Here is a 16,508-nt window from a genome sequence, read left to right as displayed (position 1 = left end):
GATCGGGCGATACGGGTCGAATGCCCTGGCCGGCTTTCGCCGGCCGGGGCTTCGGGAACGGTCGGCGTGGTGGCGGTGCCGTCCGGCCGGTGTCAGGGCGACTTCGTGGTGCCGATGTTGCGCGCGAGGAATGCTTCCAGCCGCCGGTAGAACGCGGCGTTGTTCTCGTCCTTGTAGAAGCCGTGCGCTTCGCCGGGCACCGACATCCACTCCGGTGCGTTCCCGGCGCTCTCGAGCGCCTTCTTCATCGCCACGGCTTGCGCGTAGGGCGTGCGCTTGTCGATCTCGCCGTGGGCGAGGAGCACAGGCACCTTGATCTGCCCGGCCAGGTGGACGGGGGAGCTGGTGCGCCATTCGTTGCGGTCGTTGCCGAGCACGCGGGCGATGTAATTGCGTCCGTAGCTCGTGGACGCGGTGTCGCTGTCGGTGGCGAAGGATGCCAGGTCGTAGAGGCCCGACAGACCGGCTGCGCACTTGACCAGCTCCGGCGCGCGGGCGGCGACCATCATCGCCGAGTACGCGCCGAAGCTCGCGCCATAGCTGCAGATGCGGTCAGGGTCCGTGTAGCCCTGCGCGATCGTCCAGCGCACGCCGTCGATGAGGTCGTCCTGCACGCGCGTGCCCCAGTGGCGGTATCCGGCGCGCTCGAAGGCATCGCCGCGGCCCTCGCTGCCGCGGTAGTTGACCTGCAGCACGAGATAGCCGCGGCTGGCGAGGAATTGCGCATCGTTGTCAAAAGCCCACTGGTCGCCTTCCACGTGCGGACCGCCATGTGGCAGCAGGACCATCGGCAGCTTCCGTGGCGCCTGCACGCCGGCGGGCAGGGTGAGGTAGCCGTCGAGCTCCAGACCGTCGCTGGCCTTGAACCGGATATGGCGGCGCTCGCCCATGCGCGCGGGGTCGATGCTGCCCCGTGCGGCGAGCAGCGGCTCGATCGTCGCCTTGTTGCGGTTGAACAGGTACCAGGTGCCGGGGTCGCGGTCGCTGTAGGCATACAGCAGGGTCACGTTGCCGTCGGCGGTGTGGTTGACGTAGGTGACGTAGTGGTCCGGGAACTTGCTGCTGATCTGGCGGTGTTCCTGCGCGGCCACGGAGGTTTCGTCGAAATAGACGCTGCGCGGCCTGCCGTTCGCGATCGTGGCCGCGAACGGCTGGTGCGCCGTGCTCCATTCGACGTCGCCGACGCTGCCGAAGGGATCGCTGGCCAGCGTGGTGCGGCGGGCGCCGGCCAGGTCGGACCGGACCAGGAATGCCGGGCCGCCATCCGTGCTGTAGGTGGCGAAAACCTCGCTGCCGTCCGCGCTGATGGCGAACGGCACGAACTTGCCGCCGGACTTGCCCGCGGACGCGGGTTGCCAGTCCTTGCCCTGGGCATTGGCCTGGTACAGCAGGTAGAGGTTGTCGTCGGTGGTGCCGAAGGAAAAACGCGGGACGCCGCCGGGGTCGAGTACGAACGCCATGTCCTGCTTGCCGATGTCGGCCACCAGCCGGGACGTGCCGCGCTCGGCGTCCATGTCGTAGAGCATCGAGCGGCTGCTGTTCGCGGCCAGGTGACGCATGTAGAAGTGGCCGTTCCTGACGGGCGGGAAACCTTCGATGACGCCGAACCCGCGGTCCATCCCGGTCTTGCGGACCTGGTAGCCGAAGACGTAAAGCTGGTGGCGGCCGTCGAAATCCGTCGCGATGATCTCGCCGGTCGCCACCGGTTTCTCGCGCGAGCCGACCAGGCGTCCCTTGGCGACCAGCAGGCGCGTATCGCTGGCCCAGTGCATGTCCACGGGCTGCTCGTAGCGGGGCAGCTTCAGCAGCGCGGTCTGCTGCATGCCTTCGATCCGGTACACCACGATGGCGTGGTTGCCTTCGCCGAGGTTGGCGGAGACCGCCACGTGGCGCCCGTCGGGTGAAATGCGCGGGGACGTGACGCTGTCCGACTGGGCGAAGGCTTCTACCGGGACTGGCTCTGCGGCCTGGACACACGCACATGCCAATCCGAACACCGCCGGGAATACGGCAATGCACCATCGTTTCATGTGATCCCCCCAGATCCCGGTTTCCCGGCAGAAGTCGCAAGCATACCCGCTGGGACGGCCCCGACTGCCGGGCAACGACGCCCGCATGTGGTCCCGGCGCTTGAGCACCCGCGGAACCCCCGAAGTCGCTTTAATCAGATATAGCTATTTCCATTATTTAGATATATCTTTTATAGCCTGTCCCGGCGCCCCCGCCGCAGGAGACCTTCATGCAGGATCCATCCACGGACACCGATGCCGCCGATACCACGCCGGCACCCCACCGCGGCCGTGGCCGCGGGCCGAAGCCGCGCATGCTCGGCCATGGCGACCTGCGCCTGCTGCTGCTGGCGCTGCTGGAACCGCAGCCGCGCCACGGCTACGAGCTGATCCATCTGATCGGCGACATCTTCCGCGGCCAGTACATGCCCAGCGCCGGGGCGACTTACCCGGCGCTGGCGCAGCTGGAGGAAGACGGCCTGGTCCAGGTGCGCCAGGACGGCAACCGCCGCCTGCATGCGCTGACCGCAGCCGGCCGTGCCTACATCGAGACGCATGCGGACGAACTGGCGCAGGCGCGCCTGCGCACCGAGCGCAGCGCGCGCTCCATGGTCAAGGCCGGGCTGCCGTCCGCGGTACGCACCGGCATGGCCGCGGTCAAGCGCAGCCTGCTCGTGCACCACCGCGACTGGTCGCCCGTGTCCGGCCAGGCGGTGGCCGAAATCCTGTTGCGCGCCGCCGAAGACATCTCGCGGGTGCCGCGCGGCTGAGCCGGCGCGTCGCCCCGATCACACCTCCTCCCACGGAGCAACTCCGAATGACCCTCCATGAAAGCCGCCTGCTGCGGCATCCAATCGTCTTCCGCCGCGTGCAGGTGCTGCAGGTGCTGGACCTGGGCCCGCACATGCGCCGCATCGTGGTCGGCGGGCCGGAACTCGAAGGCTTCCACAGCGGCGCGCCCGACGACCACATCAAGGTGTTCTTCCCGAACCCGGAAGGCGAGTACGTCACGCCGGCGCCGGGCCCCGACGGGCCGGTCTATCCGGCCGACAAGCCGCCATCACCGATGCGCGACTACACGCCGCGCCTGCATGACGCTGCCGCCGGTACGCTGGCGGTCGACTTCGTCCTGCACGGGGACGGTCCCGCCAGCGATTGGGCCCGCGACGTGCGGGTCGGCGACGACTTCGCCTTCGGTGGCCCGCGCGGCTCGTTCGTGCCGGCCGCGGACTTCGACCATTACGTGCTCGCCGGCGACGAAACCGCGCTGCCGGCTATCGGCCGCTGGCTGGAGGAAATGCCGGCCGGGTGCAGGGCGACGGTGCTCGTCGAGATTCCCGAAGACGCCGACCGGCAGGACATCACGACCCGCGCTGACGTCCAGGTGCGATGGCTGCCGCGCAACGGTGCCCGCGCGGAGCAAAGTGGCCTGTTGGAGGCCGCGCTCGACGAGGCGTCACCCGAGGGTGACGCCTTCTGGTGGATCGCCTGCGAATCGCGCCGCTCGCGCGGCATGCGCAAGTCGCTGGAGACCCGCGGCGTGCCGAAGGACTGGATCCGCTCGACCGGGTACTGGAAACATTCGGCCGGCGCGGACGACGAATAAGGCCGCGAGTCCGATGCGCTGCGGGACGGATGCGGCGCAGCGAACCCTGCCGGGCGGCCCGCATCACCCGGCCCTGGATTTCCTGCCGCCTGCCTACGGGCCGGCCGGCACGGCCTTGCGTTCGAACACGACCTTGCCGCCGAGCACGGTGGCATCCACGCGCACGCCTTCGATCGCGGCAGGGTCGATGGCGAAGATGTCGTCCGACAGCACGACGAGGTCCGCGAGCTTGCCCGGCTCCAGCGTGCCTTTCAGCGACTCCTCGCCGCTGGCGTAGGCCGAACCGGCGGTGTAGGCGCGCACGGCCTCGGCCACGCTGATCTTCTGCTCCGGCACCCACCCGCCGGGGTGTGCGCCGTCGAGGGTGCGGCGGGTGACCGCGGCATAGATGCCCATCAGCGGTTCCATCGGTGCGACGAACCAGTCCGAACCGAACGCCAGCACGACGCCGGCGTCGAGCAGCGAGCGGAACGCGTAGGTACCCTTCGCACGCTCGGCGCCAATGCGCTTCTCGGCCCAGCGGCCATCGTCGATGGCGTGGTAGGGCTGCATCGAGGCGACGACATGCAGAGCGTGGAAGCGCGCGATGTCTTCGGCGCGCAGGTGCTGGGCGTGCTCGATGCGCAGGCGGCGGTCGCGCGGGCCGTTGCGGCGTGCGACTTCGGCGTACATGTCCAGGATCGTCGCGTTGGCCTTGTCGCCGATTGCGTGCACCGCGAGCTGCAGGCCGGCGGCGTCCGCGCCGACCATGTCGTCGAGCATTGCGTCCTGCTCCACCATCTCGTCGCTGGGCAGGCCGCTGGTGCCGGGTTCGTCCAGATAGGGCTCGAAGAACAGCGCGGTGGTCGAACCCAGCGAGCCGTCGGCGAAGCCCTTGAGCCGGCCGATGCGCAGCATGTCGTTGCCGAAGCCGGCGGTGATGCCCGGCCCGGCCAGGCGCTCCCAGCGCGCCAGCGGCTGCGCGCCGTAGACGCGCACGGTGAGTTCGCCGTCGTCGAGCAATTGCTGGTATCCGCGCAGGATGTCGGGCGATGCGGACATGTCCTGCACGCTGGTCACGCCGTTTTCGTTGGCGTAGTGCATCGCGGCGCGCAGCGCGGTGGCGATCTCGTCGGCGTCGGCCTCGGGGATGACGGCGTACACCGCGTTCATCGCCGCATCCTTGAGCATGCCGGTCGGCTCTCCGCCTGCATCGCGGACGATGCTGCCGCCGGGCGGATCGGGCGTGTCGCGGGTGATGCCGGCCAGTTCCAGCGCCAGCGAGTTGGCCAGCGCCATGTGCCCGTCGAGACGGTTGATGAAGACCGGATTGTCCGGCGTGACCGCGTCGATCAGCTGGCGGGTGGGCAGTTCGGCCGGCGTCCAGCGCTCGTGGTCCCAGTTGCCGTTGAGCACCCAGCGGCCCGGGGCCAGGGTCGCGGCGTAGGCGCCGATGCGGTCGCGGAAGGCCTCCGGCGATGGCGCGTCGCGCAGCTGTACCGACGCCAGGCCCTGGCCGCCGTCGAAGAAATGCACGTGCGCATCGTTGAAGCCGGGCACGACGCGGCGGCCACGCAGTTCGAATACCTGCGTCTGCGTGCCGGCCCAGCGACGCACGTCGGCATCGCTGCCGACCGCCGCGATCCTGCCGTCGAGGATGGCGACCGCCTCGGCCTCCGGCTGGGCGGGATTGCCGGTCCAGACCTTGCCGCCGACCAGAACCGTATCGGCACGTGCCTGCGCGCGGGCGAGGGCAGGAGACAGCGCGGTCGCGAGGCCGGCCATGGCGAGGATCAGCGTCGGAAGTCTGTTCATCCGCCGAGCATACGCCGGGACCGGCGCGCGCTGCGCTTGCGGGAGAACCGGATCCCGCCGAACCCGAGCCGCTGTTCGCGATCCCCGGGCAGGCGATCGATGATGTCGTCGGCCGAGTCAGCGGAACACGCAGTTCGCGCCTGCCCACAGGCTGGTGATGGACGCGGCCGGGCCGGCGCCGTCGAGCAGGCCCGAGAGTCCGCCGGCGGTGAACTCGGTGCCGAGCGTGGTTTCGTCGACTTCGACGGCATAGGCCGATTCCAGTTCGCGGCGCGTGCTTCCCGGGCCGATGCCGGCCATCGTGCCGGGTGGGGTCCCGCTCGACGTGCCGGGCCGCGGATGCACGCTCCAGCCGACGAAGCGGCCGTCCTGCGCCATCAGCGTCAGGCCGTTGCGCCAGTTCGACATGTCGAGGGGACCCGCGCCGCACTCGTCGTTGTGGCCCTGTTCGGGCCGTGCGCCGAATGCACGCGACACCGCCTCGGTCGCCTGCTCCGCAGGGGTGCCGAACAGGAGATGGCGCGTGGCGCCGGTTGCCGTGACGAAGGTGAGCCCGTCGCCGGACAGCGCCAGCTGTGCGGCAGGGGCCGGGGATGCTGCCGGAGGCGGGCTGGCGGGTTCGTGCGGTGCGGGTGTCGCGGCCTGCGTCGCGGGTGGCGCGGGGGGTGCGTCGGTGGGCGCGGGCGCGCGCGTGCAGGCCGCGAGCAGCAGTGCGGCGGATGCGAGTGTTGGCAGAAGGGGCAGGTGCATGGCATTGGTGGATGGGCGGGGATTGCCGACTCTACGCGCAGTCGCCGGCCGATCCGGTCAAGGACGCGGCACGCTGTGGCAGCAGGCGAATGCGGCGTCGCCGGCCCCCGGGCCCGCCGGAGTCCACTCAGCTTTGTCTGCCGACAGTCGGACGCTAGTCTTCCACGCAGGCAGCGGGAGGCCCGCAACGACTCCATCACGGACGGAAGGAACATGGCATACGAATGGCGGAGGGAGGCATGGAGGCAGCGGCTGCGCATCCTGGCCATGATCGTGGGGATGGCGGCGATCTTCTGTGTGGTGGACACGCTGCAGGACGGCGACATGCTGTCCACCATGTTCTCGCGGCGTGGCTGGCCGCTGCTGATGCCGGTGCTGATCTACTGCGGTGGCCTGCTGGTGACCGGATTGGGGCCGAGGAAGGTCGGCATTGATTGCCGGGTGCTCGGCCTGCTCGAGGGTGACCGCAGCGTGATCGAGCGGTACCCGCCGCTGATACAGGCCGGTTTGCTGCGCGCGTTCAAGGCCGGAGCCGACGAGCGCACGCTTCTTCCGCTAATGCATGGCGTGTTCTGGCGGTTGCGGGTGCCGGTCCCGCCGGTCGCGTTTTCCCCCGCGTGGCTCAACGCGCTGATGTTCTTCCTCGCGAGCTACCTGACCGTGCCCCTGTGGCTGCACGTCCAGGACAGGTGGGACCCCGGGATCGGCGGAGGCTCGATGGGGGAGACCGGCAACGTCGTGATGGTCCTGCTGGGAGTCTTCGCCTTGGTGGAAGCCGCCCACCAGGCCGGCGAGCGCCGGGCGCTCAACCTGCCCGGCTGGTGCGAGTTCCGCCGCAGCTGGGTGGAGGACACGAACCCGTAGCAACAGATCAACCGCGCCGCGCCGCCTCGATCGCCGCAATGTCGATCTTGCGCATCTGCATCATCGCGTCGAACGCCCGCCTGGCCGCCTCCCGGTCGGGGTCGTTGACCGCCTCGCTCAGCGCGCGCGGCGTGATCTGCCACGACAGGCCCCACTTGTCCTTGCACCAGCCGCAGGCGCTTTCCCGGCCGCCGTTGCCGACGATGGCGTTCCACAGGCGATCGGTTTCTTCCTGGTCGTCGGTGGCGATCTGGAACGAGAACGCCTCGTCGTGGCTGAATTCCGGCCCGCCGTTGAGGCCGAGGCAGGGGATGCCGGCGACGGTGAACTCGACGGTGAGCACGTCGCCCTCCTTGCCGGATGGATAGTCGCCCGGTGCGCGGTGGACGGCGGTCACCTCGCTGTCGGGAAAGGTTTCGGCGTAGAAGCTCGCGGCCTCGAGCGCGTCGCGGTCGTACCACAGGCAGATGGTGTTCTTGTGGATCATGGTTGTCGTCCCGTGCCGGTTCGTGTCTGGCGCGCGGGTTTGTCCGCGCGTTGTTGAAGGATGCCGTGCATGGCCGCGTGCCGGCATCGCACGGCCATCACTGCCTTGACGAACGGAAGGGGGCAGGATCGACAAACCCCGCGCAGGCGCCATCTCGCATGGCCGGATGGGCTCGCCGCCATGCGGGGCCGTGATGGCCGCCGCCAGGGGAGGCGGCGGGCGTGGAACCGGCGTCCAGCCCGTGCAGGGCCGGGAACAGGGACCGGCGCTCCATCACGCATCGGCCAACGCGGGGGCCGGCTGGAACAGGTCAGCGGGTCGGGAATTCCTCCTGCAGCCCGATGCGGCCGGGTGCAGCAGTACCGGCACCATCACCAGCTCAGGGTTTTCCCCAGCTGTCGCGGCCCGTGCGTAGATCACAGAATCCATGGCATCCCCTGATCCGTCCGTGGATACCCTCATGACGAATCCTCTCGAGGCCGCGCGCCAGTTCTACCAGCAGACTGTCCATCCGTTCCTGGAAGACGTGGGTGGTGCGGTCTCCGACGTGGGCGGTGCCGTCGTGGACGCGGGCGGCGATGTCGTCGAGGCCGTCCGCGAGGAAGGCGTGTTCAACGTGGCCGGCGACCTGGCCAGGTTCGGGGCACGCCAGACAGTGGATGTGCTGGCACAGCTGCAACAGCGTTCACCGGCGGATTTCGTCGATTGGCTGACCGGTCCGGAAGGCCCGAGCTTCGCCGATGCCACGGCGCAGGTACCCGGCCTGCAGCAGGCGATCGGCGACGTCATCGACGGCGCGATGGACAATCCGATGGTTGCCGGCGCGGTCGGCCAGGCGTTCGGGTTCGAGTACGCGCCGGGGCGTGACTTCTACACCACCAACGAAGGCTCGCTGCAGAGCTACTTCGGCTTCCACGATGCCTACGACAGCGTCGGCAAGCTGCTCGGCATGGACCTGGACGACCAGGTGGTGGAGTTCGAGGTCGACGGTACCGAGTACCGGCTCGAACTGTGGCAGGGCAGCTACGGCAGCGGTGGTGCGTTCGGCGGGGAGATCGGGTTCTACACGCGCCACACGGGCGAACGCGGCCCGCTGGGCGACCTGCTCGAGCGCATCCCGGGCTATTACTCCTCGGCCGCAGGCGACGACCAGATCGAGATGTCGCAGACGATCTACAACACGAAGACCGGCGAGGAGTACTTCACCAACGAAGGCCTCGGCGCCGATGATGGCGAGCACTACTGGAACCTGGCCATCCGCACCGATCCCGGCGTCAACCACGAGGACATCGGCCAGCGCGGCGAACTGGTGTTGAAGGATCCCGAGGTCGCGCAGGCGATGTGCGATGCGATGGTCGCGCAGGGTATCGATGCGACGCTCGGCGATGACGGGCTGACGATTACCTACGACTGGCCATGACGGCCGGGCCTGCGATCCGGGGGCTGTTGCCGGCCCGTATCCGCGTGATTCCCGCTGGATCACCTCGCCCTCCCCACGTGCAACAGGGGGCGGACGTTGCCGCACGAGGGCCGGGTGCCTGCGCAGCAACTCAGCGCGCCGGGGGCGGCCCGAGATTCTCCGGATCCACGTCGCCCGCCAGCGTCCAGACCACATCGCGGCCTTCGGGATCGCGGGCGAGGTGGAAGTAGGCGGACATCCCCGGCCCCAGCGTGGTGCGCGACTGGCCGGCGTCGGTCCCCGGCGGGTCGAAGGGCACGATGTACAGGCCGCTGGCGTCGATCGCGCGGCGGGCAGGACGGTCGCCCAGGTCGCCGACTTCGACGATGCTGGCGCCGCGTTCGAGCAGGGGCTGCTTGAAGTCGATTAGGAGGTCCACCTTCGCCGGCGGCTGGCCGGGGATTGCGAGCGTGCCGCCGCTGATGCGCAGGTCGGGCCAGACGCGGCCGTTCTCGGGCAGGTCGTCGTAGGGCGCGTGCGGCAGGCCGACGTGCGCGCCGGTGGCGATGGCGTCGAGCGCGCCGGCCAGGGCGAGGAAGTTGAGCTTGCGCAGGCGCTGCTTCTGGCTGTCGCCCTCGATGCCGCCGGACTCGATCAGGATCGTGGACACGCCGGCCTTCGAGGTCAGGTCGCCGAAGGCGCGCGGGTTGAAGGTGTCGTCCCACTTGGCGATGTGGCCGCCGATGTAGGGTTCGAGCACGGCGCGAATCGCCACGGCCACTTCGATGGCGTGCGCACGGGAAGCGTTGACCTCGCGCGCCTCGTTGAAGGCGGGTGCGAGCAGGGCGATGGCGGTGCCGCGGTCGGAGTCGCCGGCGCGGTAGCCGACCTGCTGGTCGTGCAGGTTGAAGCCGAACGCGGGCTTCACGCGTTCGCGCAGGTCATGCAGTGTGCGTGCCTCGGGCGAGGCCAGGGCGCGCGCGTCGCGGTTGATGTCGATGCCCTGCGCGTTGCGGCGCTGGAAGAGCGCGGCGCCGTCGGGGTTCATGACCGGCAGGAAGTGCAGGGTGGTGTGCTCGCGCAGGCGCTGCACCAGCGGATGCTGCGGGTGCTCGCCGAGGAAGCGGAACAGGTCGGCCAGCGCCATCGACGCGGTGCTTTCGTCGCCGTGCATCTGCGACCACAGCAGCACGCGCGTGTCGCCGTCGCCCCATGACACGTGCCGCAGCGGGCGGCCCTGCGCGCTGCTGCCGACCTCCTCCACGTGGAAACCGCGCGCCGCGGTGGCCAGCGGCTGGGCAATGTCCCACCAGTGCTCCGGCGAGAAGCGCCGGTCCTCCAGGCCCTCGACGCGGATCCCGGCGTCGTACAGCGCGTCCAGTTCGCCAAGCCACGCCGGTGGCGGCGGCAGTGCGCCGGAAGCGGCGGGCCCGGGGTCCGCGTCGGCCTCGCGGGCGGTGGAGGCGGCGGGCAGCAGCAGCGGGAGAAGCAGCAGGGACAGGGCAAGGACGCGGCGCATGGGGGTGATGCTCCGTGGGGTGTGCCTGCATGCTCCGAAGCGCGTCGCGGCTTGTCAAACGCGGCGGCCGGCGCGCGCCGTGCGGCGGCGCAGGGGCGTCGCTTGCCGGCGCTGCGGTGCGTTAACCTGCGCCGCATCCTTCGTTCGGCGAGGCGGCGACATGCAAAGGCGGGATTTCATCGGAAGCGCGGCGCTGGCGGCCCTGTTGCCGCTGGTGGGTGCGAGTGGCAGTGCGATCGCGGCGACGGACCGGCGCCTGCTGCCGCCGGCCATCCATCCCGGCGACACGGTCGGACTGGTCAGTCCGTCGTCGGCCACCGACCAGCGGCTCAGCCTGCAGCTTGCCGGCGAGGTGATGCAGGCGCTGGGTTTCAAGGTGAAGACGGGCGCCCACTACGCGTCGCGCTATGGTTCGCTGGCGGGCACCGATGCCGAACGTGCGGGCGACCTCAATGCGATGTTCGCCGACCGCGACGTGAAGGCGGTCATCTGCCTGCGCGGCGGCTCCGGCGCCGCGCGCCTGCTGCCATTGCTCGACTACGACGCCATCCGCGCCAATCCCAAGGTCGTACTCGGCTTCTCCGACATCACGGCCCTGCACTGCGCGATCCATGCGAAGACCGGGCTGGTCACCTTCCACGGCCCGATGGGCACCAGCAGCTGGAACAGCTTCAACGCCGACCAGTTCCGGCGGCTGTTCTTCGAGCGCGAACTGATGCAGTACCGCAACCCGGTCGATGCCGGCGACGAGCTGGTGCCGCGCAAGAACCGCACGCTCACCATCACCGGCGGCAAGGCGCACGGCGAACTGGTCGGCGGCAACCTGTCGGTGCTCGTGGCGCTGGCGGGAACGCCGTACCTGCCCGACTTCAAGGACAGGATCCTGTTCCTGGAGGACGTGTCCGAGGCGCCGTACCGCATCGACCGCATGCTCACCACGCTCAAGCTGATGGGCGTACTGGACCAGATCGCCGGTTTCATCTTCGGCGAGTGCAGCGACTGCGATCCGGGCGGCGGCTATGGCTCGCTGACGCTGGACCAGATCTTCGACGACCACATCAAGCCGCTGGGCATCCCCGCCTACCGCGGCGCGATGATCGGGCACATCCACCGGCAGTTCACCGTGCCGGTCGGCGGCGAGGTGGAACTGGATGCCGGTGCGGGGAGTTTCCGGATGCTGGCGCCGGTGTTCAGTGGCTGAGGCCGGCGCGGCTGGGCAGGGAGGGAGCCGAATGCAGAAGCACCGGATCTTCTCGACGGGTTTTGCGCGCATCTATCCCATGTACGTGCAGAAGGCGGAGCGGAAGGGCCGGACGCAGGAGGAGGTCGACCGGGTCATCTGCTGGCTCACGGGCTACGACCAGGCCGGACTGCGGCAGCAGGTCGAGGGTGGCAACGACATCGAAACCTTCTTCGCGCAGGCGCCGGCGATGCACCCGAACGCCGCGCTCATCAAGGGCGTGGTCTGCGGCGTGCGGGTGGAAGAAGTCGAGGATCCGCTGATGCGGAAGATCCGCCAGCTCGACAAGCTGGTCGACGAACTCGCGAAGGGAAAGTCGATGGACAGCATCCTGCGGCAGTGAGCCGCGGTACCGGGCAGAGACTTTTTCCTAGCGCCGCCAGGCAAGGCCGAACCTAGAATCGCCGCAACGGGATCACAGGGAACTGGAACGGCGCTGCCGCTTCCGGCTTTCCACGGATGCCCGCACACCAGGTGCCGGGCGCGGCCTGGTCCATCGATCCGTACAGGGGAACAGCATGCAACTTGCCCGCCCGGTGGCCGCCATGGCCGCCGTCATCGCCGCGTTCGCGGCCTCCACCGCCGTCCACGCACAGACCAAGCCTGTCGAAACCTGGCAGCCAGCGCAGCACCAGGAGCAGGATCCAGCCAAGCGTCTACCGCAGGTGTCGCCGGAGGCGACGACGGTTCCGCAGGTGGCACCGCAGCCACAGCCCGTCGATGCACAGTCGCAACCTTATGCTGCGCAGCCTTCGCACGCCGCACGGCAATCGGCGCGCGTGCGCCGCGAGGAAGACCGCGGCGGATTCTTCATTGGCGTCCAGGGCGGCAAGGGCTGGGTGTACGAGGATGTCGACCAGTCCGCCCTCGCGGTGAACGCCGGCTATCGCTGGCAGGCCGGCCCGGTGTCGCTGATCGGCATCGAAGCGGCCGCTGGCCGCCTCGATCGCACCAGGGACGACGGTCACCCGTACGGCAAGGTCGAGTACGCCAGTCTCGGCGCCAACGCGCGCTTCAACTTCGGCCGCACCGGCCCGGTGTATGCGCTGGTGCGGGCCGGATACTGGTCGGCCGACCAGCACGGCACCGGCCAGAGTACCGATGGCGGCTACTTCGGCGCCGGCCTCGGCGTCGACATCACCCGCAATTTCAACCTGAGCCTGGTCTACACGAACTACGTGTACTTCGACGACTGGGAAGGTGACGGCCTGGATTACGACGACATCAATCGCGCCGACACCTTGATGCTTGGCGCCGAAGTCCGCTTCTGACCGGTCGGGCGGGGCCGGATGGCCGGCCCGCCACCGCTGGATCCAGCGACGGCGAGCCTGCGGCCCGCGTCCGCCGGGGCTGCATTCACCCCGGCGCAGCAAGGCGATGCAGTGGGCGGGGCAGATCCCCCGGGCGGGGCCGGGTGCCCTTCGCGCGTGGTAAGGTCCGCAGGTTCCGGGGGCGAAAGCTGCACGAATGCGCGCCACGCGACGTGTCTGCACGGGCTTGGCCGAGTCCGATTGATCCAGTTGGGGGGATACCGTGTCGAAACTGCTCGAACTGATGAAGAAGCTTGGAAGCGACGCAGGGCTGGCGAAGGAATACGAGAAGGATCCGGATGCCGTGATGCGACGTGCCGGTCTGTCCGACGAAGAGCGCAGGGCGATGGCGGAGAGCGACTACGGGGCGATCAAGCGGCTCACCGGGCTGGAGGACGGGCAGTTCGCCACCAACCATTCCATCATCGCCTACGACAAGTAGTTTCCGCACCATAATGGAGTTGCCGGACGCTGAAGCATGATGCAACACGTTTACCGGCTGGCCTCGATCGTGGCGCTGGCGCTGGCGTTTGCCCTCGCTGGCGGGTCTGCATTTGCTGGCGATCAGCAGGAGGCGGAAGCGGAAGTCCGGGAGATCGAGCGGCTTGGGATAAGCGCGCACTGGCGGGAATCGAACGCAAGGATCAAGGAGCTGTCGTCGCGCCTGGATGCGTTCTCGCCGGAGCAGCGTAAACGCATCGAGTTCGTGCGGCTGCGCAACGTCGCGCTTGCCGGTGACGAACGCGCCGCGCTCACGGGGCTGGCCGGGCTGCTGAAGCAGGACATGCCGGCGGCATTGCGAATCCGTATTTACACCACCGCCATCAACGTTGCCGCCAACGTCGAGGATTGGCCGCTCGCATTCAGCTGGCTCAACGATGGGATGTCGTATCTCCCGCAAGCCCCGGAGGGGGCTGCCAGGCTGCTCACCGTCGCCAGCTACCTGCACACGCTCGTCGGCGAGAGCGAGAAGGCCCGCGACCTGGCGGAGCGTGCCCTTCACCAGGTGGAGTCCGGGGATGATCCTCGCGCCGTGTGCCTTGCCGTCAGCCAACTGGCGTTGGCCGAAGACCATCGGTACGACTTCCCGGAAGCGGAGCGCTGGCGGCATCGTCAGATCGAGACCTGCAGCAAGGCCGGTGACCTGGTATTCACGGCGCTCGGCAAGTACGGCGTCGGCAAGGCGGCGGCGGCGCAGGGGCGGCACGACGAGGCCTTGGAATGGGGCGGCGAGGCACTCTCGGAGTTGAAGGCCGCAGGCTTTGCAGCCGGTGCGTTCAGCGCCAGGCTCGTCATCGCCGGTAGCCTGATCGCCACCGACCGCGACCTCGACGAGGCCGAGGCGCTGCTGAACGACACCTTGCGCTACTACCGCGAGCAGAGGTCGGATTCGGCCATTGCCGAGACCGAGCGCCTGCTCGCGAAACTGGCCGAACGGCGGGGGGAGCCGGCCGCCGCGCTCTCGCACCTGAACAGCGCCATTTCCGCGACGGAGGCAGCCGACCGCATCGCCCGCGAGCGCCGCCTGGCCTATCTCCAGGTGGAGTTCGACCTGCGCGCGAAGGAACAGCAGATCGCCCTGCTCGAAGCAGAGAAGAAAGTGGCCGCGCTGCAGGTCGCGGTAACCAAGCGCCGGCAGTGGCTGCTGGCGCTTGGCATGTTCGCGCTGCTGGTCACCGCCATCCTGCTGCTGGTCCTGCTGCGCCGCTCGTTCCGCGAGCGCCGCCGCTACCGTTGGCAGTCCGAACACGACAGCCTGACCGGGCTGTACAACTACCAGCAGGTACGCAAGCTCGGCGAGGCGGCGTTCGCGCAGGCCCGCGAGGAGGGGCGCCCGTTCACGGCCGTCGTCGCCGATATCGACCTGTTCAAGCAGGTCAACGACCGCCATGGCCACGCCGCCGGCGACGAGGCACTGCGCTCGCTCGGCGCCTGGATCCGGGAGACCGTCGGCGGCCGCGGCGTCACCGGGCGCAGCGGCGGCGACGAATTCACGATCCTGCTCGATGCCGATGCCGAGGAAGCCGCAGCGCTGCTCCAGCGCCTGCGCGACCGGATCGAGCCGATCACCGTGTTCGGACAGACGTTCCGCTTCAACATCAGCTCCGGGATCTGCCAGGTCGACGGGCAGGTCGACACGCTGGAGCAGCTGGTGCACCTGGCCGACCAGGCGCTGTACCGGGCCAAGCACGAGGGTCGCGACCGCGTGGTCTGCGCGAGCGATACGGCGAGCGGGGAAACGCAGGGCGCGGGCCTGGTCGTGGTCGGCAGCGGCATCCAGTTCGGCCGCCACGCCAGCGAACGCTGCCTGTCCGAGATCCGCGAGGCGCAAGTGGTGTTGTGCCTGACCGATCCGTTCGCGCTGGCGATGGTCCGCGGCCTGCGCCCGGATGCGATCAACCTCGGCGTCCACTACGCGCCTGGCAAGGACAGGCGCGAGACCTACCGCGAGATCGACGAAGCGATCATGCAGCAGCTGCGCGCCGGCAAGCAGGTCTGCGCGGTGTTCTACGGCCACCCCGGGGTGTTCGCCGACGTGCCGCACCGGGTGGTGCGCAAGGCGCGCGAGGCGGGCATCCCGGCGCGGATGGAACCCGGGATTTCCGCCGAGGCCTGCCTGTACGCCGACCTCGACATCGACCCGGGCCATCGCGGCGTGCAGTCGATGGAAGCGACCCACTTCATGGTCTACGACCGCGTCCCCGATACCGCCGGTCTGGTGCTGCTGTGGCAGGTGGCGCTGTCCGGCGACCTGTCGTGCAGCCGCCTGCACGCCGAGCGGGAAGGGCTGCAGGCGCTGGTCGACAAGCTGCTGCGCTGGTATCCGCCCGACCACGGCGTCGTCCTCTACGAGGCCGCGCAGTTGCCGATCGCAAGCCCGCGCATCGAGCACCTGCGCCTGAGCGACCTGCCCGATGCGCGCTACGAGGAATACACCACGCTCGTCATCCCGCCGCTGGGCGAGCTGCGCGACGATCCGGTCCGCGAGGCGGAAGCATCCGGTCGCGCCTGACCCCGGAGCCGGCGGCGACTGCGGCGCGAACCGCGCGCCGACCCGAAACGAATTACGCCTGCCGTTGGTTAGACTGCGTGGATGGACGCGTCGAACAACGCCGTGCACGGCGAATACAAGGTTCCGGGCGGCAAGCTGGTGGTGGTGGATCTGTCCATCGTCGACGGCCGGATGGCAGGCGTGCAGGTCAGCGGCGATTTCTTCCTGGAACCGGCCAGCGCGCTGGACACCATCGACGCCGCGCTCGAAGGCCTGCCCGTCGACACCGGCGAGGCCGCGCTTGCTGCCGCCGTGGGCGCGGCGCTGGGACGGGCGCCGCAGCTGTTCGGCATCACGCCCGAGGGCGTTGCGATTGCGGTCCGCAGGGCGATCGACACGGCGCCGCCGCAGGCCGGCGCGGGGGGCACCGCATGAGCCGCAGCGACTGGCGCGACCACGATTGGCACCTCGTCCACGCCGAACCGCAGGCGCCGGCGCTGCACATGGCGCTGGACGACCTGATGCTCGACGACGTCGC

General features: G+C 69.4%; 15 protein-coding genes. 10 read left to right on the top strand and 5 right to left on the bottom strand.

The genetic code is table 11. From position 1 onward, the window contains the following. Nucleotides 1-92 precede the first annotated feature (92 nt). Entirely contained in the window at nt 93-1,886 is a 1,794-nt protein-coding gene (locus ABD679_RS06365) for a S9 family peptidase (protein ID WP_344759109.1), read from the bottom strand. Between the two features lie 353 nt (nt 1,887-2,239). Here ABD679_RS06365 and ABD679_RS06360 point away from each other — a divergent pair, with 353 nt between their 5' ends. Both ABD679_RS06360 and ABD679_RS06355 read left to right on the top strand, forming a co-directional pair. Beyond that, on the top strand, nt 2,240-2,779 hold the full coding sequence (locus ABD679_RS06360) for a PadR family transcriptional regulator (protein ID WP_344759108.1): 540 nt from the start codon (nt 2,240-2,242) through the stop codon (nt 2,777-2,779). Nucleotides 2,780-2,826: 47 nt separating this feature from the next. After that, nucleotides 2,827-3,615 carry a siderophore-interacting protein gene (locus tag ABD679_RS06355; protein ID WP_344759107.1) on the top strand — a complete coding sequence of 263 codons (789 nt, stop codon included), beginning with the start codon at nt 2,827-2,829 and terminating at the stop codon, nt 3,613-3,615. A gap of 93 nt (nt 3,616-3,708) precedes the next feature. Here the strand turns inward: ABD679_RS06355 and ABD679_RS06350 are convergent, their stop codons facing one another. Together ABD679_RS06350 and ABD679_RS06345 are read right to left on the bottom strand one after the other, a co-directional pair. Further along, complete coding sequence (locus tag ABD679_RS06350; RefSeq protein ID WP_344759106.1) at nt 3,709-5,409, bottom strand: amidohydrolase; 1,701 nt, start codon at nt 5,407-5,409, stop codon at nt 3,709-3,711. Between the two features lie 117 nt (nt 5,410-5,526). Next, a complete protein-coding gene (locus tag ABD679_RS06345) occupies nt 5,527-6,159 on the bottom strand; it encodes a hypothetical protein (RefSeq protein ID WP_344759105.1) in 633 nt (210 codons plus the stop codon). A gap of 213 nt (nt 6,160-6,372) precedes the next feature. Here ABD679_RS06345 and ABD679_RS06340 point away from each other — a divergent pair, with 213 nt between their 5' ends. Continuing rightward, a complete protein-coding gene (locus ABD679_RS06340; RefSeq protein ID WP_344759104.1) occupies nt 6,373-7,023 on the top strand; it encodes a DUF6404 family protein in 651 nt (216 codons plus the stop codon). 7 nt (nt 7,024-7,030) lie between these two features. On the opposite strand, the gene ABD679_RS06335 is transcribed toward ABD679_RS06340, so the two are convergent. Then, nucleotides 7,031-7,510, bottom strand: coding sequence for a VOC family protein (locus tag ABD679_RS06335; protein WP_344759103.1), 480 nt, complete (start codon nt 7,508-7,510; stop codon nt 7,031-7,033). A gap of 460 nt (nt 7,511-7,970) precedes the next feature. Between ABD679_RS06335 and ABD679_RS06330 the strand changes: the two genes are divergently transcribed. Next, entirely contained in the window at nt 7,971-8,930 is a 960-nt protein-coding gene (locus ABD679_RS06330) for a DUF4474 domain-containing protein (RefSeq protein ID WP_344759102.1), read from the top strand. A gap of 130 nt (nt 8,931-9,060) precedes the next feature. Here the strand turns inward: ABD679_RS06330 and ABD679_RS06325 are convergent, their stop codons facing one another. Beyond that, nucleotides 9,061-10,428, bottom strand: coding sequence for a M14 family zinc carboxypeptidase (locus ABD679_RS06325; RefSeq protein ID WP_344759101.1), 1,368 nt, complete (start codon nt 10,426-10,428; stop codon nt 9,061-9,063). A gap of 160 nt (nt 10,429-10,588) precedes the next feature. Here ABD679_RS06325 and ABD679_RS06320 point away from each other — a divergent pair, with 160 nt between their 5' ends. The 6 genes from ABD679_RS06320 to lplB all read left to right on the top strand — a co-directional run bounded on the left by ABD679_RS06320 (nt 10,589) and on the right by lplB (nt 16,405). Then, nucleotides 10,589-11,629 (top strand): S66 peptidase family protein, encoded by a 1,041-nt coding sequence (locus ABD679_RS06320; protein ID WP_344759100.1) that lies wholly within the window; start codon nt 10,589-10,591, stop codon nt 11,627-11,629. A gap of 31 nt (nt 11,630-11,660) precedes the next feature. After that, nucleotides 11,661-12,011 carry a DUF2200 domain-containing protein gene (locus ABD679_RS06315; RefSeq protein ID WP_344759099.1) on the top strand — a complete coding sequence of 117 codons (351 nt, stop codon included), beginning with the start codon at nt 11,661-11,663 and terminating at the stop codon, nt 12,009-12,011. Nucleotides 12,012-12,186: 175 nt separating this feature from the next. Further along, nucleotides 12,187-12,939, top strand: a complete 753-nt coding sequence (locus ABD679_RS06310) for an outer membrane protein (RefSeq protein WP_344759098.1) — start codon at nt 12,187-12,189, stop codon at nt 12,937-12,939. Between the two features lie 262 nt (nt 12,940-13,201). Then, nucleotides 13,202-13,420: a hypothetical protein gene (locus ABD679_RS06305; RefSeq protein WP_344759097.1), complete on the top strand. Its 219-nt coding sequence runs from the start codon at nt 13,202-13,204 to the stop codon at nt 13,418-13,420. A 1,215-nt stretch (nt 13,421-14,635) separates the two neighbouring features. Beyond that, nucleotides 14,636-15,991, top strand: a complete 1,356-nt coding sequence (locus ABD679_RS15615; RefSeq protein ID WP_425561857.1) for a diguanylate cyclase — start codon at nt 14,636-14,638, stop codon at nt 15,989-15,991. Nucleotides 15,992-16,072: 81 nt separating this feature from the next. Continuing rightward, on the top strand, nt 16,073-16,405 hold the full coding sequence (lplB, locus tag ABD679_RS06295) for a lipoate-protein ligase small subunit (protein WP_344759095.1): 333 nt from the start codon (nt 16,073-16,075) through the stop codon (nt 16,403-16,405). Nucleotides 16,406-16,508 lie beyond the last annotated feature (103 nt).

Source organism: Luteimonas lutimaris (assembly GCF_039537065.1).
Taxonomy (GTDB): domain Bacteria; phylum Pseudomonadota; class Gammaproteobacteria; order Xanthomonadales; family Xanthomonadaceae; genus Luteimonas; species Luteimonas lutimaris.
This window is presented reverse-complemented; position numbering and strand designations above follow the sequence as displayed.